This is a genomic window from Wohlfahrtiimonas populi (assembly GCF_002006795.1).
Lineage (GTDB): Bacteria > Pseudomonadota > Gammaproteobacteria > Cardiobacteriales > Wohlfahrtiimonadaceae > Wohlfahrtiimonas > Wohlfahrtiimonas populi.
On sequence record NZ_MVDN01000004.1, the window covers coordinates 218,415 to 239,742 of the forward strand.

The 21,328-nt window shown below is 36.4% G+C and carries 20 protein-coding genes; 12 read left to right on the forward strand and 8 right to left on the reverse strand.

Going from position 1 to position 21,328, the window contains the following annotated elements; genetic code table 11:
* The first annotated feature begins 222 nt into the window (after positions 1-222).
* The 5 genes from BZK16_RS06870 to bfr (BZK16_RS06890) all read left to right on the forward strand — a co-directional run bounded on the left by BZK16_RS06870 (position 223) and on the right by bfr (BZK16_RS06890) (position 5,139).
* A complete protein-coding gene (locus BZK16_RS06870; RefSeq protein WP_077928151.1) occupies positions 223-1,572 on the forward strand; it encodes a c-type cytochrome in 1,350 nt (449 codons plus the stop codon).
* The gene (locus tag BZK16_RS06875) at positions 1,572-2,468 is read left to right on the forward strand and encodes a c-type cytochrome (protein ID WP_077928152.1); all 897 of its coding nucleotides are present in this window, start codon (positions 1,572-1,574) and stop codon (positions 2,466-2,468) included. The genes BZK16_RS06870 and BZK16_RS06875 overlap by 1 nt, the downstream gene beginning before the upstream one ends.
* Positions 2,469-2,572: 104 nt before the next feature.
* The gene (locus BZK16_RS06880; RefSeq protein WP_158076823.1) at positions 2,573-3,433 is read left to right on the forward strand and encodes a tetratricopeptide repeat protein; all 861 of its coding nucleotides are present in this window, start codon (positions 2,573-2,575) and stop codon (positions 3,431-3,433) included.
* 760 nt (positions 3,434-4,193) lie between these two features.
* Positions 4,194-4,664 (forward strand): bacterioferritin, encoded by a 471-nt coding sequence (gene bfr / locus BZK16_RS06885; RefSeq protein ID WP_077928154.1) that lies wholly within the window; start codon positions 4,194-4,196, stop codon positions 4,662-4,664.
* A 10-nt stretch (positions 4,665-4,674) separates the two neighbouring features.
* Positions 4,675-5,139, forward strand: coding sequence for a bacterioferritin (gene bfr, locus BZK16_RS06890; protein ID WP_077928155.1), 465 nt, complete (start codon positions 4,675-4,677; stop codon positions 5,137-5,139).
* A 69-nt stretch (positions 5,140-5,208) separates the two neighbouring features.
* Here the strand turns inward: bfr (BZK16_RS06890) and fabF are convergent, their stop codons facing one another.
* The 3 genes from fabF to BZK16_RS06905 form a co-directional block, all read right to left on the reverse strand.
* Positions 5,209-6,486 (reverse strand): beta-ketoacyl-ACP synthase II, encoded by a 1,278-nt coding sequence (fabF, locus tag BZK16_RS06895; RefSeq protein ID WP_077928156.1) that lies wholly within the window; start codon positions 6,484-6,486, stop codon positions 5,209-5,211.
* Positions 6,487-6,488: 2 nt separating this feature from the next.
* Complete coding sequence (locus BZK16_RS06900; protein ID WP_077928157.1) at positions 6,489-7,055, reverse strand: TetR/AcrR family transcriptional regulator; 567 nt, start codon at positions 7,053-7,055, stop codon at positions 6,489-6,491.
* 115 nt (positions 7,056-7,170) lie between these two features.
* Positions 7,171-7,989, reverse strand: a complete 819-nt coding sequence (locus BZK16_RS06905; RefSeq protein ID WP_077928158.1) for a MetQ/NlpA family ABC transporter substrate-binding protein — start codon at positions 7,987-7,989, stop codon at positions 7,171-7,173.
* Between the two features lie 119 nt (positions 7,990-8,108).
* Here BZK16_RS06905 and BZK16_RS06910 point away from each other — a divergent pair, with 119 nt between their 5' ends.
* The 4 genes from BZK16_RS06910 (at position 8,109) to BZK16_RS06925 (ending at position 10,988) form a co-directional block, all read left to right on the forward strand.
* Complete coding sequence (locus BZK16_RS06910; RefSeq protein ID WP_077928159.1) at positions 8,109-8,672, forward strand: DNA-3-methyladenine glycosylase I; 564 nt, start codon at positions 8,109-8,111, stop codon at positions 8,670-8,672.
* Between the two features lie 90 nt (positions 8,673-8,762).
* Positions 8,763-9,509: a MipA/OmpV family protein gene (locus BZK16_RS06915; RefSeq protein ID WP_077928160.1), complete on the forward strand. Its 747-nt coding sequence runs from the start codon at positions 8,763-8,765 to the stop codon at positions 9,507-9,509.
* 85 nt (positions 9,510-9,594) lie between these two features.
* The gene (gene cysZ / locus BZK16_RS06920; RefSeq protein ID WP_077928161.1) at positions 9,595-10,350 is read left to right on the forward strand and encodes a sulfate transporter CysZ; all 756 of its coding nucleotides are present in this window, start codon (positions 9,595-9,597) and stop codon (positions 10,348-10,350) included.
* A 62-nt stretch (positions 10,351-10,412) separates the two neighbouring features.
* Positions 10,413-10,988, forward strand: a complete 576-nt coding sequence (locus BZK16_RS06925; RefSeq protein WP_077928162.1) for an RNA pyrophosphohydrolase — start codon at positions 10,413-10,415, stop codon at positions 10,986-10,988.
* A 40-nt stretch (positions 10,989-11,028) separates the two neighbouring features.
* Here the strand turns inward: BZK16_RS06925 and BZK16_RS06930 are convergent, their stop codons facing one another.
* A complete protein-coding gene (locus BZK16_RS06930) occupies positions 11,029-11,715 on the reverse strand; it encodes a DUF2884 family protein (RefSeq protein WP_077928163.1) in 687 nt (228 codons plus the stop codon).
* A gap of 68 nt (positions 11,716-11,783) precedes the next feature.
* A complete protein-coding gene (locus BZK16_RS06935; RefSeq protein ID WP_077928164.1) occupies positions 11,784-13,823 on the reverse strand; it encodes an OPT family oligopeptide transporter in 2,040 nt (679 codons plus the stop codon).
* Positions 13,824-13,989: 166 nt separating this feature from the next.
* On the opposite strand from BZK16_RS06935, the gene BZK16_RS06940 reads away from it, so the two are divergent.
* The 3 genes from BZK16_RS06940 to acuI are packed head-to-tail and all read left to right on the forward strand — an operon-like array spanning position 13,990 to position 17,407.
* The gene (locus BZK16_RS06940) at positions 13,990-15,273 is read left to right on the forward strand and encodes a GntP family permease (RefSeq protein ID WP_077928165.1); all 1,284 of its coding nucleotides are present in this window, start codon (positions 13,990-13,992) and stop codon (positions 15,271-15,273) included.
* A gap of 9 nt (positions 15,274-15,282) precedes the next feature.
* Positions 15,283-16,428: a glycerate kinase gene (locus BZK16_RS06945; protein ID WP_077928166.1), complete on the forward strand. Its 1,146-nt coding sequence runs from the start codon at positions 15,283-15,285 to the stop codon at positions 16,426-16,428.
* A gap of 1 nt (position 16,429) precedes the next feature.
* On the forward strand, positions 16,430-17,407 hold the full coding sequence (acuI, locus tag BZK16_RS06950) for an acrylyl-CoA reductase (NADPH) (protein ID WP_077928167.1): 978 nt from the start codon (positions 16,430-16,432) through the stop codon (positions 17,405-17,407).
* 48 nt (positions 17,408-17,455) lie between these two features.
* On the opposite strand, the gene BZK16_RS06955 is transcribed toward acuI, so the two are convergent.
* From BZK16_RS06955 to BZK16_RS06960, 3 genes are all read right to left on the reverse strand, one after another.
* Positions 17,456-19,048 (reverse strand): hypothetical protein, encoded by a 1,593-nt coding sequence (locus BZK16_RS06955; protein WP_077928168.1) that lies wholly within the window; start codon positions 19,046-19,048, stop codon positions 17,456-17,458.
* 67 nt (positions 19,049-19,115) lie between these two features.
* The gene (locus BZK16_RS14465; RefSeq protein WP_198932440.1) at positions 19,116-19,289 is read right to left on the reverse strand and encodes a hypothetical protein; all 174 of its coding nucleotides are present in this window, start codon (positions 19,287-19,289) and stop codon (positions 19,116-19,118) included.
* Positions 19,290-19,438: 149 nt separating this feature from the next.
* Positions 19,439-21,277, reverse strand: coding sequence for a hypothetical protein (locus BZK16_RS06960; RefSeq protein WP_143691149.1), 1,839 nt, complete (start codon positions 21,275-21,277; stop codon positions 19,439-19,441).
* Positions 21,278-21,328 lie beyond the last annotated feature (51 nt).

The following is a 21,328-nucleotide window of genomic DNA, read 5'->3' on the forward strand; positions in this document are numbered from 1 at the left end:
TCTATATAAAAAATTATATTAATCATTTAATTAATATTAATTAAATAAGTGATGACTAGAAAAATGATAAAATCGCCCAGATGAAGCATGTTTGCTTGATTAACATCAATTTTATAAAGATAAATTTACAATTGTGTCCGCTAAAAATCATTATCATGAGACACTCGCTATATGTATATATAATTTCGAATTACCACCAACCCAATCAGATAAGGGAGCCATATGAAAAAACTTTTGACCAGATTGGTAATTTTAGGCGTTGTTGCCTTTATTGCCGTATTTGTAGGTTCTTTCATGATTATAAAAAATCGAACCAAAACATTTACAGAGCCACCTAAAGTTACGCAAGAAACATTACAACGTGGTGAGTATGTTGCACGATTATCAGACTGTGCAGCATGCCATACAGCACCTGGCGACCAAGAATACGCTGGTGGCTTAGCTATGCAAACACCATTTGGTGCAATCTATTCCACAAATATTACACCTGATAAAACAACAGGGATTGGTAATTACACATTAGAAGAATTTGGTAATGCTGTTAAACATGGTGTTCGTAAAGATGGCGCACCACTTTATCCTGCAATGCCTTATGCTTCTTATACATTAATGCCAGATGAAGACATCGCAGCAATGTATGCATATTTCATGCAATCAGTGCCTGCAATTCAAAAAGAAAATGGCGCATCCACATTCCCTTGGATCATCAGCATGCGTTGGCCAGTTGCTTATTGGCAAATGCTATTTGCACCAATTCGTGATTTTGAACAAAACACTCAATTAACAGAATTGCAAAATCATGGTGCTTATATTGTTGAAGGTCCAGGACATTGCGGTGCATGCCATACACCACGCGGTATCGCTTACCAAGAGAAAGCATTATCCAATGATTCTAGTGATCTATTTTTATCTGGTGCATTAATCGATGGCTGGAGAGCAAAAAGTTTACGTGGCGAAGGCCAAGGTTTAAAAACTTGGAGCGAAGATGAAATTGTTGAATTCTTGAAAACTGGTCGTACAGATAAAGTTGCAGCGTTTGGTGCAATGGCTGATGTTGTAGAACACAGCTCACAATACTGGACAGAGAAAGATCTGAAAGCAACAGCAAGTTACTTGAAAACATTGTCGCCTGCACCTAATAAATCATTGGAATTAGCAACGAAGAAAGATACAACAACAGATCTATTATTATCTGGCAAATTCATGAATGATCCAGGTGCAGTGTTATATGTGGAAAACTGTAATATCTGCCATAGAATGGATGGTGAAGGCGTACCTCGCATCTTCCCTGCTTTGAATCAGAATACAGCGATCACAGCTCAAAATGCACAATCAGTGATTCAAGTAACGCTAGAAGGCGGAAAAATGCCTAATACACCAGCAGATAGAATGGCATTCGCAATGCCTGGTTTCAATCACCTAAGTGATGATGAAACAGCATTGGTGATCAACTTCATTCGTAACTCTTGGAACAACGTAGCACCTGAAATTTCAGCACAAGATGTTGCAGAGATTCGCCATTTCTTAGCGAACAAAGCACCGAATATTACCTCAGTGAAGGAGGATAAATAATGAAAAAGCGTGTAATTTTATCTTTAAGTGTTGCAGCATTGATGGCAACATCAGCCTTCGCTTACACATTAACGGATGCTCAGCCAAAAGAATATGCAATGACAAGCAAAGATGGTCAACCATTGCCTGATTACGTTGTGCCATCTGATTTAGAAATTGCAAAAGAGCCAAATGCAGAGCAAATTTTTTATGGTAAAGAGCTTTTAAACTCAACCAAAAGATTATTGCCTGACAATGTTGGTGCAATGATGAACTGTAACAGCTGTCATATTGCTGAAGGTAAAGCGGAATTTGGTGCACCTTACTTAACATCGTTGCCACAATATCCAAAAGTGATGCCACGTGCTGGTAAATTAGTGAACATGGAAATGCGTGTCAACGGCTGTTTCCAACGCTCTATGAACGGTAAGCCTCTCAATCCTGAGTCCAAAGAGATGAAGGCAATCATTGCTTATATGGACTGGCTCAGCAAAACTCAACCAGAAGGTGCAAAAGTTAAATTAGTTAACTCAGGCCCTGTGGATGAATCATTAGTGCCAAATATTGACAATGGACAAGTTGTTTACGCTGAACGCTGTGCATCTTGCCATGGCAACGATGGTGAAGGCTTGAAAGATAAGCGTGGCAACATTGTATTCCCACCATTATGGGGCGATGAATCATTCAACATTGGTGCAGGTTTAGCACGTACTTATAAAGCGGCTCAATTTGTGAAATACAATATGCCAATGGGTGTTGAAACTACAGGCATTTGGGGCCAAGGCAATCAAGGCACATTGACAGATCAAGAAGCTGTGGATGTTTCTGAGTACTTCACGCACATGCCAAGACCTGATTTCCCAGGTAAAGTGAATGACTGGCCAAATGGCAATAAGCCAAAAGATGCAAGATATTAATGCATTAACATAACTGATCAGCCATTCTTATGAATGGCTTTTCTTTTTATATATCCGAACTCATCCTTTATAATCTAATATCATGTATCAACTTAGGAAGGATAATGACATACAAAATTTTCTCGACTGTTTTCTGCGCCCTAATTTTAACTGCCTGTAATTCTCTGCCTTCACATGAAAAGAAAATCCTAGATGGCGAAGCTTTATATTATAAAGGCGTACAACATCTCTCTGGCCAAGGTGCCCAAAAAGATGAGAAGAAAGCGCTACAATATTTCCAAGCGGCAAGTGATAAAGGCTATGTATCTGCTGATAATGCCATTGCTGTAATGTACGATGAAGGCATTGCCGTTAAACAAGATAAAACATTAGCACTTAAGTATTATGAAAAAGCTGCTGAATCTAACGAAGAATCTGCACAATACAACCTTGCAGCTTATTATTATGAAAACGATCCCACCAACCCAAAGCTTCAGCAATATTTAGCTCAACCTGTACCAAACAAAGATGGTGAAGCTTTAAACCTCAAAGCACGCATCCAAATGAATAATGGCAACTTTAAAGAAGCCTATCAATTATTCACAAAATCAGCGTGGCAACAAAACCCTGAAGCATTCTTTTATTTATATTTAATGAATAAAGAAGGCAAAGGCACACCACAAAATAATCAGAAAGCACTCACTTATTTACGCAAATCAGCTGAATTGAATCAACCCAATGCTCTATTTACATTAGGTACAATGTACTTAAAAGGTGAAGGTGTTCAACAAGATACAGATAAAGCATTACCATTATTAGAGAAAGCCGCACAAATGGGTCATACAAAAGCTCTTGTGAACGTAGCAATCATGTATCAAAAAGGTGATGGCGTGGAGCAAAATATACCTAAATCTATACAATTATTAAAAGTTGCGGCAGTACAAGGTGATCAACAAGCCATTCAAGCATTACAGACAATAAAATAACTCATTGATTTCAATGAAATATATTTATATATAAGATAATCATTCTCAAATAGTAAGACAAAAACTTGACTACATTATAAATACAAAAATGAAGTCAATTTTTTATAAAAACTTAATCAATATATTTATATTCAATAAGTTATATTGTTTTTAGCATAATTTACCCTATAAATTATCGTTGAACACAAAAAACAAAATGACATTTATCATGAATAATATGATTTAAAAATTGACATAAATATGAATTCTGATATTATGTCATTCGACATCTAGTTAATTCTAGATGTTCTCCTCCATATCCTCCTTTGGTGGTTATTTTGCCGAAATTCAGTTTTCGGCTTTTTTTTGCCTAAAATTTGGCAAACACAGCTATTCAGCCCTATTTATCGCAACAAGCTTATCTAATTTAATCTGTTTTGAGATACTTTGACTTGAAGATGGCATATCATATTTGATCTTCTATCCATCAATTGTTGAATCATTCTTTCCTTTTTTATTGTTGTCATGGTTATTTAGTTATTCTTATGATGTTAATGATAAGCTTTTTTATAATAAAAATAAATAGTTATCACTCAAACTGTTCTAGTGTTATTGATTCGCATTTTATGTTTTGTGTCATATACCTTTCATTGGCAAATGATATTAAGCAACATTTAATCAATATTATCAATAGCTTATTTAAATTAAAAGTTAATATTTATCACGTTTTAATGTATAATGTCATCTATGTATTGCCAATATTTAAAATAAGGAGAACATCATGAAAGGAAGTCAAAAAGTTATCGATTACTTAAACGTATTATTAGCAGGCGAATTAGCAGCACGTGATCAGTACTTCATTCACTCAGCGATGTATCAAGAATGGGGCTATAAAAAATTATTCGATAGAATTCGCCACGAAATGGATGATGAAACTGAACATGCACAATTGATCATCTCTCGTTTACTATTATTAGAAGCAACACCAAACATGATTCCTGATAAATTGGACATCGGTGCAGATGTTGTTGCAATGCTTGAAAGTGACTTACGTTTAGAATTAAGTGTACGTGAAGCATTGAAGAAAGGCATCAAATTGTGTGAAGAAGAACAAGATTACGTAACGCGTGATATGTTAGTTGTTCAGTTGAAAGATACTGAAGAAGATCATGCGCATTGGTTAGAAAAACAATTACGTTTAATCAAAACTATTTCTTTACCAAACTATCTTCAAGACCAATTGAACGGCTAGGAGGAAGTTTATGAAAGTTGATCGCGCTGTTATTCAACAGTTGAACAAAGTATTGGGTCAATATCTTATTTCTATTAACCAATATTTTTTACATGGTCGTATTTTAAAAAACTGGGGCTTTGAAGCTTTGGGCAAAACGATCTATAAAAAATCTATTGAAGATATGAAAGAATCAGATGATTTGATCGAACGTATTTTATTATTGGAAGGTTTACCAAATCTACAAGATTTGGGCAAAATCTTAATCGGTGAAGAAGTACCAGAAGTAATTAGCAGCGACTTAACTTGCGAATATAACAAACGCACAGTTTTAGTTGAAGCAATTCGTGTTTGTGAAGAAAAAGAAGATTATGTTTCTCGCGATTTGTTATCTCATTTATTAGATGAAAGCGAAGAACACATTGATTACTTAGAAACACAGCAAGAATTGTTGGCTGAGTTAGGTTCTGAGAAATACCATCAATCTATTATCTAATAGTAGAATATTTATGAGTTACAAAAAAACCGCCTATACTGCGGTTTTTTATTGCATATTTTAGATCTATCACTCAGCCCAAGCTTTTAATACTAAAGATGCATTGACTCCACCAAAGCCAAAGCCATTACACAATGCATATTGGATTTGCATAGGCTTAGCTTTTTCCATCACAATATTTAAATGTTCTGCTATAGGATCTGGCTGATGACAATTCAATGAAATTGGAACAATCTGATTTTTAAGCGCCATAGTTGTGAAAATTGCAGCCAAGCCACCAGCAGCACCTAATAAATGCCCAGTGGAAGATTTAGTCGAAGAAATCGCAACTTTTGCATGATCTCCAAATAAAGCTTTGATCGCTGTTAACTCACCAACATCACCAATTGGCGTTGATGTTGCATGTGCATTAATGTAATCAACCTGATTAGGTGAAATACCTGCCATCTTAATGGCATTTTCCATTGATCTTCTTGCACCATTACCATCTTCTGGCGCTGCTGTAATATGATAAGCATCGGCCGTTGTACCGTAACCTACGATTTCTGCAATCGGTTTTGCACCTCTTTGTTGTGCGTGCTCTAATGATTCAATGACAAGCAGCCCCGCGCCTTCTGCAATCACAAAACCATCACGATCTTGATCAAATGGACGAGATGCTGTTGTTGGATCGTCATTATGTGTCGTTGTTAATGCCTTTGCAGCATGGAAACCTGCAATTGCAACCGAATCAATACATGATTCTGCACCACCACACAATGCGATATCAGCTTCATCATTTTGAATTAGACGAACAGCATCACCAATTGCCTGTATGCCTGCGGCGCATGCCGTAACAGGCGTGCCCATTGGTCCTTTAAAGCCATACTTAATAGAAACTTGCCCAGCAGCTAAGTTTGCTAAAAATGATGGTACTGTGAAAGGTGATAGTCTTTTATTTGGATTTTCATGTAACGCAATCGCACTATCTTGTATCGTTTTTAAACCACCGATACCAGAAGCAATAATCGTTGCTGTCTGCATCTTTTCTTCTTCCGTTTCAGGATGCCAGTTAGCTTCTAATAACGCTTCATTGGCTGCAACAAGCGCAAACAAAATAAAACGTTCCATGCGCTTTTGATCCCTTTCTGTCATTAAAGCATCAGGATTAAAACCCGCACTTGGATCATTGGCAATTGAATCAACAATGCCTGCAATTTTTACAGGAAAATCCTTCGACAGATCATCAGGAATCTTTTTTATCCCAGATACGCCAGCAATTAAGCGTTCCCAAGCAACATCTGTTTGACAACCTAATGGAGAAACAGTGCCCATTCCTGTTATCACAATTCGTTTACGCTGAGTCATAATTATCTTCTCCAATAATGAAATAAATTATGTAAAAGTGGCAACATCTGATCAAAATGCTGATCTGCCCTTCTGTAAATCATAGAACCTTTGATGATTGAAATAAGTTCCACTGTGCATTGGTTAACATCAATATTATTTGGCAGCTCTTTTTCAGTCACTGCCTTTTGTATTAATTCCAAATACAAACTATATTCAAACTCAACCAAGGCAGTAATTCGTTTTTGCAATGTTTCAGGAAAAGCTTCATAACTATTTAAGAATGAAACCAAACCACAAATTTCATCTTTCTGTAAAGTTTTTATATTTTTATTCACCAAACGCTCCAATTTAGCAAGCGCTGTTGGGACGTTTATATTATCCAAAACTTTATTAAAAGCTGTTCTCCAAAAATTTTCTGTCAAATCGCAAATTGCAATCGCTAGGTCTTCTTTGGAAGCAAAATAGTAATGCAAGCTAGGCTTTGTAATGCCAATTTCTTTCGCTATATCAGCATAACTAAAATTGGAATACCCAACTGTTCGAATCTTTTGGCTCGCTATTTTTAATATCTGTTCACGTTTTGGCATAAGAAATTGTGCTCACTTAAAAATATATACTGTAATAATTTTATCTACTAGTAGGTAGATAAGTCAAATAATAAAAAAGCTATCCTTTTTTGATAGCTTCTTTTAGAACCTTATCTTAACCTTCTGGCCAAATGAAACGTCCTTTAATTTCAGGATCAGTTTCAATGAATGTTTTCATTTCATCTGATTGGAAAGATTTTTTCACATCTTTTGCCCAGGTTGTTTCTAAGTCAGATTTTTTCACTGTCACTAACAACTCTAAATCAGGCAAAAATGTCTCATGCGCCAAGGCATGTTCTGAACCAATGCCCGCCAACAATGCAACACCGCCTGGCATAATGCCATAATCAATTTCTTGTAATAAACGTGGAATCAAAGCTGAATCGACTTCTTTAAATTCCAAGTTATAAGGATTATTGGTGATATCTCTTTGCGTTAAAGTTGCAATATCCGCTTCTGGATTCACTTCGATCCAACCCACTTTTGCCAGCAAAGCATAAGCACGCGCTGTATTGGATGGATCATTTGGAATCAAAACCTTATCTTTATCCTTCACATTATCCAAATTCGTCTGTTTCACTGAATAGATAAACGCAGGAATGGATGGCGTATGCACCAATGAAACTAAATCACTTTTTGTTTCGCGATTATAAACGTTCAAATATGCTTGATGTTGTGCTGTATGGAAATCAATTCCGCCACTGATCAATGCTTCATTAGCATCACGTAAGCCATTAAAGTTCATCAATTCAATTGTATAACCTTGCTTCTCTAATTGAGGCACAACAACTTTTTCCACCAATACATTATGTGCACTTGGCGGCAAACCAACTTTCAATGTTTTCTTATCTGCTGATTGATCAGCACCCTGCCCGCAAGCCACTAATAAAAAGCTCAGTGTTGCAGCCATGATCGGATATATATATTTCTTCATGCTCACTCCATTTTAAATTTTAATTTCATATATAACATATATGTATTATATAGAATAATTTTTAACTGTATATCAAATTATTTTTAATTTAAAGTATCCTTTTTAATCGAGAAAATACTATGAATCAACGTTGTGGTTGGTGCGGTAACGAAAAGATCTATCAAGATTACCATGATCAAGAATGGGGCGAACCACTCTATGATGATCAAGCACTCTTTGAATTATTCATATTAGAAACATTACAAGCCGGTTTATCTTGGATCACTGTACTCAGAAAACGTGATGCTTATCGTGCTGCATTGGATAATTTTGATGCTGAAAAAATTGCCCAATATGATGAAGCCAAATATGAAGCATTGATGCAACATCCCGAGCTTATTAAAAACAAACTCAAAATGCACGCCATTATTCATAATGCACAATGTTATTTAGAATTGAAAGCAAAACACGGCAGTTTTTCTGATTGGCTGTGGCAATATGTTGACCATCAACCTATTATCAATGGCTTTGGGCGATTATCTGATGTGCCAGTTAAAACTGAAATTTCAGATAAATTAAGTAAAGATCTTAAAAAACTCGGCTTCAAATTTGTAGGTAGCGTAACAATTTATGCATTCATGCAGGCAATGGGCATGGTGAATGATCATGTGAGTAATTGTTTTAAGTATCAACCTAACCATTAACAATCCTAATAAACATGTAAATCTAACGTAAATAGCCAGCGATTCCGTTACAATACCGCGTATTAATGTTATTTAGATAAGAAAATTCCAATGAAAAAAGCATTCCTTACATCACTTCTGTTGATGTTACCTCTAGGCATTCACGCTAACGCACAAGATTCTATGAGCCTTGGTATTGGTCTTGGTTACCAACAAAAACCTTATGCAGGCGATAATGCTGATTGGGTTCCGTTACCACATTTTGAATATAAAAATGGTAATTTGTTCATTAAAGGCTTAAAAGCGGGTCTGTATCTATTCAATACACCAACAACTAAATTTGATGCTCACTTAAGATATGACTCATTAAACTTCAAACCAAGTGATGCAAATGGCGCATTGACTGGCTTAGACCGCCGTAAATCAACAATTGAATTAGGTGTAGGCTTTCAACATTACTTTGAAAACCAAGTATTCATAAGCACAGAAATCAATGGCGATATCTTAGGCAGAAGCGATGGTTTTAACATTGATGCTGGTGTTGGTATGGTTCATCAAATCAATGATCACTTTAAAGTGATTCCAAAAATTGGTGGTGTTTGGTCAAGTAAAGATCACAATGATTATTACTATGGTGTTTCAGGTTCTGAATCCAATAGAACAGGCGTATCTGCTTATAATCCTGGCAGTAGCTTCACACCATATGTTGGTGTTGGCACAGTGATTGATGCAACAGATAATCTGCATGTTTTTGGTGGCGCGCAAATCAAATTCTTACCAAGCGAAGTTAAAGATAGTCCAATGACAGATCGTTCAACACTATCTAACTTTGCAATTGGCGTTAGCTACAGCTTCTAAATCATTTTATAATGATGATAGATTCACAGGAATGGGCACGAACATGTGCCCTTTTTTATACTTTTAATATTTTAATCTGATCTCTATGAACAATCCTAACTCATCCACACCACAAAATGGCTTTTATTACTTTTCGCAAGGCTGGAAATTAATGTTGGAGCCTGGCTTAAAGCGTTACATTTTTATGCCAATCCTCATCAATATTTTGATCATTGGCAGTGCATTCTTTTATATCTATACACAAGTGAGTGATATTGTGAATTGGGCATTAAGTTACTTGCCAACATGGTTACATTGGTTGAGTTATGTGCTTTGGCCATTCATTCTTATCAGTGTGCTGATCTTCTTTGGTTACTTTTTCACCACGTTAGCCAACATTATCGCTGCGCCTTTCAATGGCATGTTATCCGCTAAATTGGAAAGTATGCTCACCAATACAACTGCTGAAGATGATTCATGGGCAAACTTTGCCAAAGATTTTGCGCGCAGCATTCAACGGGAATTTCAAAACCTCGCGTATTACATTCCAAGATTGATTGGAATTTTACTGTTATTTTTAGTGCCAGTGATTGGCACAATTGTCGCGCCAATCCTGCTCTTTTTATTCAATGCTTGGATGATGTCCATTCAATACAATGATTACGCTTTTGACAATAATCGCGTCAGTTTTCCAATAATGAGACAACGATTGAAGCAAGATCGTACAAATAACTTAATGTTCGGCACGATGATCAACCTTTTTACAATGATTCCTTTCGTTAACTTAGTGATAATGCCCGCAGCTGTTTGTGGTGGCACATTACAATGGGTCAAAAAATATCGTAGCGATTTTGTCAAATAAACTTGGTTTTAACTAGGCTTTGTGGAACAATAGAGCCATTAATTTTATTCAAGGTTTACATTATGATCGACAATGACGGCTATCGCTCGAATGTTGGAATCATCTTGTGTAATCGGGACAAAAAACTATTTTGGGGTCATAGAATAGGGCATTTAGATTCATGGCAATTTCCTCAAGGCGGCATCGATGATGGTGAAACGCCTGAAGAGGCAATGTTTCGAGAATTGAAGGAAGAAGTTGGATTATCTTCTGATGATGTAAAAATTTTAGGAAAAACTAAAAGCTGGTTAAGGTACCGTTTACCACAACGATTGATTCGTAGAAATAATACGCCTCGTTGTATTGGGCAGAAGCAGATTTGGTTCCTATTAGAACTCACTTCTGATGACAATGCGATCAATTTAGAGTGTTTTGATACACCTGAATTTGACCATTGGAAATGGGTTGAATATTGGAAACCAATCGACGAAGTCATATACTTCAAGCGTAAAGTTTACAACAGAGCACTGGTTGAGTTGGCACCATTATTATTTAAAGGCACAGCAGTTCCAGATAAACCTTTATATGAGAAACGTGCTGATTTTAGACCAAAACCAAAAGTAAGACGTTCTTTATATCGAATGAAGAGCAGAGGTTAAAAACTCAAATAGCCCATGAAATCATGGGCTATTTTTTTATCTAATACTTTTGAAGAAGCTGTTCTTTTTCCGTAGTGATCCAAGCCAAATCTGCACATAAAGCTTTATGAAACGCTTTGGCTTCTGGCTTAAATTTCTTCCATTCTTGATCACCTAAATATTTTATATCTTTGTAGTTCCGACCAATATTGAATGTGAATACACTTTTTGACACAATTTTTGCCATTTCTAATTTAAAATCGCCCGATGCGCGATCAATGATTTTATGAAAATCATTGGCAGAAAACTCTGTCACATTACCTTGAGTTTTAATCGCTTTACCCAAGGTTCTTGTTGCATCAGTATGTGTATTATCCAACATTGTAATGAGCTGAGAATTGCCATCTAATTGCACTTTCACAACATTCACAAATTGAGAATGTAATGAATCCATCAATGTCATTGCTTCTTTCTCTCGTTGTGGTAATTTCTGCACAATGAAAGCCACCAAAGCTTTAACTTTGCCCTGCTCTTCTTGCGATAAATCTAACTTTGCACCATTCAAAGATACTTCGCCTGTTTGATGCAAAATATAACGCTTTCGCCCTTCTGTGATTTCCACAAAGTTCGCAAATGCTGTCATATCGTATGTGGGGTCTTTCTCACAAACAGATTTTGCCAAACTCAATTGTGGCAATGCTAATGTACTTAGAATCAATAATAATCCGAGGGATTTCTTGGCTAACATAATAATTTTCCAATAAAAAAGCACAATATTTATGATTAAATATTGTGCTACAGATTACAACAAAATGATTATTTTTTCATAGCGGATAACGAACGTCTCACAAACACTGTACAGATCATAATGAATACAAATAAACCTGCCAATTGTGTGACTGTGCCTGTTGAACCGCCCAACATGTTTGTTAAATTATCCAACAATGATAATGGCGCTGCGCTGTGCCCACTAGAAACACTGATCACAATAATTACAGCCATTAACACGCCCACTAAGCTTTCACCCACAATTAAACCTGAAGCGATCAATGTTGCCTTACGATCCACCAATGTATAAGTTTCCTCAAAGTCTTTCACATCACCTTTATACATACGATTCTTCACAGAATGACGAATGAACCATGCTAATAAACCGCCCAAGAAGATTGGTGTTGTGATGGTTGGTGGCAAGTAAATTCCCATGCCCACAGCTAATGCTGGTAATCTTAATACTGAACCTGATTTACCTAAAATAAAATCAACAACAATAAAGAATACACCTAAGCCAACACCAATTAAGATCATCGTCCATTGTAAATTATGAGAGAAGATACCTGTCGCAATTGTACTCATCAACGTTGCTTGTGGCGCTGCCAATACTTGTGTTGGATCCATATCTGCGCGCGGTAATGCACCTGTGAAACCATAAGCTTGATATAACACATCCAAAATTGGTGCAATGACCAATGCGCCAATAATACAGCCGATCAATAACGCTGCTTGCTGTTTCCATGGCGTTGCATGAACCAAATAACCTGTTTTCAAATCTTGTAAGTTATCATTTGAAATACATGCAATTGCTAATACTGCTGTTGTTGTGAATAGCGCTAAAGCCGTTGCAAAATGCTGTCCATTTTCAGTGCCTAAGAAACCATTGCTTTCACCGATGACTAATAAAATCAATGAAACGACAATGATGGAAACAATCCCTATGCCTGAAATTGGGCTTGCGGATGATCCCACCAAACCTGCCATATAACCACTCGCCGCAGCAATCAAAAAGCCCATGACGAATGCAAAAATAACTGCACAAACAACTAATGTCCAAGCAATGCCTGCTGATAAACCACTATCTTGCACGAATACATAAAAAGTACCCACAAGAATTAACAACATTGCAAACATGATTGCGAAAATTGTTTTTGGTGATAAATCTTGCTCTGTACGATCAACGCCTTTGCCTTCTTCATCTTTCAAAGCGCCCAATGACATTTTTACGCCTTCAATCACTGGTTTAAGCAATGTGATCAATGTCCAAAGTGCAGCAATTGCCAACATACCTGCACCAATAAAGCGAACATCCTTCGCCCAGATTGTCATTGCTTCATCCGCTAAACTTGTGAATGTACCGTAATCACCCGTGCTACTTAAAATTGGCACAACCACAAACCATGCGATGATTGAGCCTAGAATAATCGCAATACCAGAAATGATGCCAACCAAATAACCCGCACTCAATAAAGCTAATGAGAAACCTAATGGCAATTGGAAAATTGCTTTGCCTTGCGTGAACCATAAAGATGCACTACCTGCCAATACACGAAAACCATTAGAAAAGAGCGTCACAATAGAAGCGACTAAACCGCCAAATAAAATGTCTCTTAAACCTTCTTTTGAAGATTCAGCACCTTCATTCGTATCAGTATTACAGCCTGCTTTAAGGATTTCCGCTGCTGCCACACCTTCAGGATATGGTAAGTTACTTTTCACAACCATCGCATGGCGCAATGGAATGGAGAATAAAACCCCGAGCATGCCACCTGCTGAACAGACAACGAACGTTAGCCAAAATGGAAAATCTTGCCAATAACCAATCATGAGTAAACCAGGAATCACAAAGATGACAGAAGATAATGTACCTGCTGCGGATGCTTGTGTTTGCACCATATTATTTTCAAGAATGGTCGAGCCTTTGAAAAATCTTAAGACCGCCATTGAGATCACTGCTGCAGGAATTGCAGAAGAGAATGTTAAACCTACTTTTAAGCCTAAATAAACGTTAGATGCGGTAAAAACAACCGTAATCAACGCACCTAAGATGATACCTCGTACTGTTAATTCTTTTAAGTCCTTCATAAATTTCCGATCATACTTTTTTACAAGCTATTGAATATACGCCGATGGATAAAAATGTAAACCTCTTCTACAAATGCCTAGGGATTGCGCATAAACTTTTCAATAAACCAACCTTGTAAATAGGCTACACTTGAGCTACAGAAAATTTTATTAACTTTGGAGTAAAATAATGACGATTACCTTAACAGGAGCATTGGTTGCCCTCATACTTGCCATTGTCTTAATTCTCAGAAAAGTTCCACCCGTTTATGGCATGCTGATTGGTGCTTTTGTGGGTGGTTTTGTAGGATTAATCTTCCAAACAACAATGGATACAGCACTGACAACAACTGTCAGCACAATGATGCAAGGTGCTCAAGGCATCATGCCCGCAGTTTTACGAATCATTGCCGCGGGTGTTTTAGCAGGTGTTTTAATCGAATCAGGTGCAGCATTAATCATTGCTGAAACCATCATCCGTAAAGTTGGCGAAGCTAAAGCATTATTAGCATTGATTCTAGCTAGCTGTATTTTGACAATGTCTGGTGTTTTCATTGACGTTGCGATCATCACTGTTGCACCGATTGCACTCGCAATTGGACATAAAGCCAATTTATCTAAAATGGCAATTTTGTTAGCAATGGTTGGTGGTGGTAAAGCAGGTAATATCATGTCACCCAACCCAAATACAATCGCCGCTTCGGATTTCTTCCATATCGAAATGACGAGCTTAATGGCTGCAGGTATTATCCCAGCAATTTTTGGCCTAATCGCTACGTACTTCTTGGCAAAATGGTTAACCAAAAAGGGTAGCAATATTCACACAACAGATTTAACAACGATTGATAATACGGATTTACCAAAATTCTTATGTGCGATTTCAGGCCCAATCGCAGCAATCTTACTATTAGCACTTCGTCCATTGGCTAAGATTACCATTGATCCTATGATCGCCTTACCTGTTGGTGGCTTAGTGGGTGCAATCATGATGGGCAAAGTTAAACACATTAACCATTATGCTATCTCTGGATTACATAGAATGTCTGGCGTTGCGATCATGTTATTGGGAACAGGCACCTTGGCTGGCATCATTGGCTCTTCTGAACTGAAAACTACGATGGTAAATTTAATCAATGCAACGAATTTACCCGACTATATGTTGGCACCAATCTCTGGTTCATTAATGTCATTGGCAACTGCCTCTACAACTGCAGGTACAGCTGTTGCATCAGGTTCATTTGGCGAAATTTTATTAAGCTTGGGGATTCCTGCTTTAGCATCCGCAGCTATGATTCACGCAGGTGCGACAACATTGGATCACATGCCACATGGTAGCTTCTTCCACGCAACAGGTGGTGCTGTGAATATGGATATGAAAGAGCGCTTGAAATTGATCCCATATGAAACATTGATTGGTTTAGTGCTAGCAATCGTTTCTACTTTAATCTTTGGTGTATTTGCAATTTTCTAAGGAGCCATTATGCACATTGTTATTGCCCCAGATTCATTCAAAGAGAGCTTAACTGCTCTAGAAATTGCCAATATTGTTGAACAAGGTTTTCAATCTGTTTTCCCTGATGCGACATTTTCAAAAATCCCTGTTGCGGATGGTGGTGAAGGCACATTACAAGCCATTGTTGATGCTAAAAATGGTCGATTAGTGGCTGTGGAAGTGAATGATCCGTTACAACGTAAAGTTACAGCGCATTATGGTTTAGTGGATAATAATTCTGTTGCCATTATCGAAATGGCAACAGCAAGCGGATTAACATTATTATCAGTCGATGAACGTAATCCATTAATCACGACAACTTATGGTACAGGCGAATTGATTCGCCATGCTTTAGATCATGGCGCTAAAAAAATCATTCTAGCGATTGGTGGTAGTGCAACCAATGATGGTGGCACAGGCATGTTGCAAGCATTAGGCGTGCAGTTTTTGGATCAAAATCAGAAACCTTTAGCAGTAGGTGGCGCTGCATTACAGCAACTGTATGCGATTGATCTCAGTAATTTTGATACTCGTATTCAAGAATGCGAATTTGAAATTGCATGTGATGTGGATAATCCATTGGTGGGTGAACGAGGGGCTTCTGCAATTTTTGGTCCACAAAAAGGTGCCACAGAAGATAATGTGGCAACTTTAGATTCAGCCCTAGATCATTATGCTGATATCACAACTGCCCTATTCAATGAAGATCATCGTTTTGATCATGGAGCAGGTGCCGCTGGCGGCATGGGCTTTGCAGCATTAACCTTTCTTAAAGGGCAATTGAAACCAGGGATTCGCATTGTGATGGATATTGTGAATCTTGCAGATGCTGTGAAAAATGCAGACCTTGTCATCACCGGCGAAGGTAAGATTGACCGCCAAACAATCTTTGGCAAAACACCAATTGGCGTTGCAAAAACAGCCAAGAAATTTGGTAAGCCTGTGATTGGCATTGCAGGATCACTCGGGCACGATGCTTATCATGTTCATGATCACGGCATTGATGCAGTATTCACCGTAACACAGCGCCCCGAAACTTTAGAAAAAGCATTAAAAGATACTGCAGATAACCTGTTATCATTATCCAGAAACATTGCAATCCTTTATCAACTTGGAATGAAAACAAGAGGTTAATATGACTTACAAAGCAATCGTGATTGATAAGAATCCTGATTACACAGCAACGTTAACAAATCTAACTGAAGATCAGCTCCCTGAAGGTGATGTTAAAATTGATGTCATTGCATCCACTATGAACTACAAAGATGCTTTAGCAATCACCAATAAAAATCCTGTGGTTCGCACATTTCCATTAACGCCTGGGATTGATTTAGTGGGTAAAGTTACAGAAAGCCAATCTACTCGTTTTAAAGTTGGCGATACCGTTGTTTTAAATGGCTTTGGTGTAGGTGAAGTTCATTCTGGTGGATTAGCAGAGAAAGCATCATTAAAGTCTGATTGGCTCATTCATTTACCAAAATCTATTTCTCCTGTCGATGCCATGACAATTGGCACCGCGGGCTATACAGCGATGTTATCCATCATTGCATTGGAAAAACACGGATTAACGCCAGAATCAGGCAAGATTTTAGTGACTGGTGCAACGGGTGGCGTTGGGAGCTTTGCAGTTTCTCTATTAACAAAATTAGGTTATGAAGTCATTGCAGCAACAGGTAAAGCAAGCGAACATGAATACCTTTATCAACTAGGTGCAAAAGAGGTCATTGATCGCCATGAGTTATCAGAGAAAGGTAAACCTTTGCAAAAAATGCGTTGGGTTGGTGCAATCGATTCTGTTGGTAGCAATACACTTGTGAACGTATTAGCTTCCACTGAATATGGTGGCTGTGTTGCTGCTTGCGGTTTAGCACAAGGCTTTGATTTAGATGGTACAGTGATGCCATTTATTCTACGTAATGTAACTTTACGTGGTGTAGATAGCGTAATGCGCCCATTGCCTGATCGTATTGAAGCATGGAGCAGATTAGCTGAATTAATTGACCCTGCAACACTAGCAAATATCCGCACAGAAATTACATTGGATGAAGTGATTGAAAGCGCCAATAAGATTATCAATGGCGAAATCAAAGGCCGATTGGTTGTGAAAATTTAATTCACAAACTTATCCACAAGATCTTAGGATAACCCACTTTTTAGTGGGTTATTTTTTAAAAGAATTTTGCTCGCGACACAGCGACTGATATTTAAATGCACCCTCATAAGGAACGCCTTGTGGTGCGAGTTGATTGAGACAATTTCTATCCAAAGGAATGGTTACTTCTAAATTTTGTATGCTTGGATCATCCTGTTGAGCTTGTCTCACAGAGTGAGGGATATATTTTCCTTCTTTTGGTAGAGGCGTTGATAAGACTCTAGTTTCAGCATTAAAATGATATCTCTCTTTTGTGATTGTATTTTTCGCCAAATCTCCCATTGAATTTAAAAACTCAGGAATATCTCTGATTGAAATATCATCCCTCAAAATCAAGTATTTTAAATATACTAATTGATGATAATTTTGCTGTTCATACAATCTAACAATATAGTCATCCATACTAGGAGAAAGATATTCCAAGGTAATAGATGCATTATCTTTTTGAATCATACTGTTAATCAAATCTACATCAAAGATATTCCCTTGCTCATTGATGCTATTTAATTCAGATATAATTTTAGCATGATTATTCAACATCAATAACCAAGAGCCTTTTTGCATCGTTTGCTGTGATATGGGCAACGAGATAAATGCCTTAATATATGGATAAAAATTTACTTTAAATATTGCATTAAGCTCAACCAATATACTTTGCTGCAACATAGAGCCTATAGTTTTAGGATAAGGTCGAAAGATTTTCTCTATCTGAGGATTATGCATTTCATGCGTTAATAATCCAGAATCTAGCAATGCATTCATAGTTTGATCAAGAAACTGAGCTTGTTGGTTAGTAATCATCACATCGATCAACAAGGGCATTGAATTCTCATTATATTGTAGGTCTATTCGTTTTCTTGCAATAGACAATAATTCAATACCGGCTTGATTATTTGAATAAGCAATGTTTAAAATTGCGTCAGACAATATCAGACCATATAACTTACTCATACCTTGATAGGAAGGTAGTTCAATAGATCCAATATCCATTCCATTTGGAAAAATAGTATCGTTATACATAGAATTTGAAATTAGACTAATAAATCTCTTCAACAAGTCTTGATTTTCTTGTAGAGCTTGATTAATTTCAGTGCTAATACTAAGAGTTTGTCGAATACAATTAGCATTTAAATACTGTAAACATGGCGTGTACTCTTTTAGATCTAATATAACCACACCATTCAGTGGCTTAAGAACCACAGATTTTTTCTTCATATCTTTCGGAATCAATTCTTCAATACGAGCAAATTTTGGAGATATGTCACCTTGTTTAAAGATATTAATCTTATATTCATTCAGAAATTGTAAACCAATAATATCTTGCTTTTGGATATGTTTTTTGACTAAATCTAAATAATTTTCTTGTGGTAGATATAATCCCATTTGTCCAACATAAAAATTGTTTTCCAATCTTTTAGGATCTAATGGCTCTACCTTCATCATTTCAGCAAGTGCTGGTGATATTTGTATTTGTTCTTCTGCAAATCCAACTGATGGTAGCAATACGATTAAATATAATAATTTTTTCATCATAGATATTATCTCTATTCTTATAATATGTTTATACAAATCATAGACTAATTTATTAATATTGCCACTCATTGGATCATGTCATACAAAAACCGAGCAATGCTCGGTTTTTTTCATTCAATTCACTACGATTGTTTTCTTATAATGTACATGCGCCGCCTGCACAGCTCGTATCTTCTACTTCTTCAAAATCATGTTTCTGAGATCTCGCTAGCGTGATTCTATCATCAGCACAAAACACACAGTCATCACCAGATTGTTCATTGAAGAATGCAACCATTAGCTCTTTCCCACATGTATGACATTTTTTCATTTTATTTGCCCTGTTTATAGTGTTTGAAAGTGAACTATTATATCCCTCAATTGTTACGACTTGGTGAAATTAAATCAATCATAGATAAATGTCATCTTGTGAGTGATTACAAATAAAAGTAGTTGATTGATATTACATTGATAAAGAATTTAGTACTTGGGTAAAATTACTTCAAAATTCTGAATACTGCCATCATACAATCTTGCAATTTTAATATGTGCTGGTAGATGTTTATTTTGCCTTGGCAATGGTGTAAATAATCGGCCTGTTTCATCATCATAAACGTATTGTTTTTTCGTCATAGTATTGCGTGCCAAATTCCCCATACCATCTAAAAACTCAGGGATATTATCTGAACTAATTTGCCCACTTATAACCAGATATTTTAAATATACTAATTGATGGTAATTTTGCTGCTCATACAATCGCACCCAATAATTATCAAAATTACTATAAACTGTTAAAGCTTGTGCAAAGCTTAGAGTTTCTTCATCAATACTATCTTTTAATAGTTCATTTAATTTATGAACCGATAGATGCTGTTTTAAATTTTCTTCTAATGAAATAATCTCAATTATTTTGAAATATTGATTATAAAAATATGTAGAAGGATAACGGTCATTTAAGTAAAACAGTGCATCTTTCGGTGTCATGCCAATGCTTTGAAAATAAGCGCTGTACCAATCATTCAAGACCTGTAGAAAATATTCATGACTATGATGCAGTAATTCTAATTCACTTTCTTCATCAGCAGTGTAAGTTCGTAAATCCTGTGCTTGGTGCACAACATTGAACCAAATTTTGTCAATCGATTGCGTAGATTTCTGTAAGTGATGTACTTTTTTCCAATCAGCATGCTTTGCTGTTGCAAAATGCATGTCATATAAACGCTCTAAAACGGGCGATAAAATTACACCAAAATTTTTAAGATAAGATAAAACAATGTATTCATCTTCCTCAGTCAAAACTACATCAGCTTTTGTTGAATGATATATTTTGATGTATCCATAAGCAAAATCTTTAAAATTTTGCTTCATTTCAAATAACACAACTTCATTTAATTTATGCCCAATATTCTCTCGATAAGGGCGAACTATAAAAATTAATCTCGGATCATATAAAACGTCATTCAATAACTTCTCATCTAGCAAAACATTGATTGTTTGATCTAAAAATTGTGTCACAGAAATATTCACAAAAAAATGCAATAACGATGCTTTAGATTTTTCATGAAACATCAAATCAATCCATTGCCTGACAATGACTAATTGATCTAGCCCTTCATTAACTTCGCCATCCGCAATTTTCATCATTGCATCTGTTAGATACAACTGAATCAATTTCATCATACCTGAGCTTGGTACTGTTTCTAACGAGGCATTCAAGTCATTATAAAAAAGAGCATAGTTATATTGAGAGCTTTCCACCAACTCTTTAAACCTGTTGAGCAATAACTGATTATCCTGAATTGTTGTCAGAATATATTCTCGGCGCTCTTTCATTTCGGCCAAACAATTATTACCAACATAATCTGCACATACAAAAAAATCTCGTGTATATCGATAACGCTTATTATCCAATGCACCTTGCTTAAAGTGTAGAAAACTTTCTGGATCTATGCTGCCATACAGATCCATCAATCCATTATCCTGCCCAAATAAATCTTTTAATATCTCTTTATTGTTATCTATTTGGAAAATAGCTTGCCGTGGATTAGCAAAATAATTAGTTAATAATCTGCCATCATTAATTCGTTGATTAAGTGCATCATCATTAATCTGAAAAATATCTCGATAAATGCTCAACCAATCATCTTTTGGATATGTTAATCCCATCCAGCCAATATAAGCATTATGTTCAAAATACTGCTCTGGAATGGGTTGTAATGTCATGAATTCATCTAATTCAGGTGTAAGCTTATATGATGCTTCGGTTTGAGCATAAACAATATTTGCCAGCAATAATATAATACTTGCGATTTTTTTCATGATTAACCCATTAAGCATTCAGTTTTCAATAACATGATAATTCGCGATTAT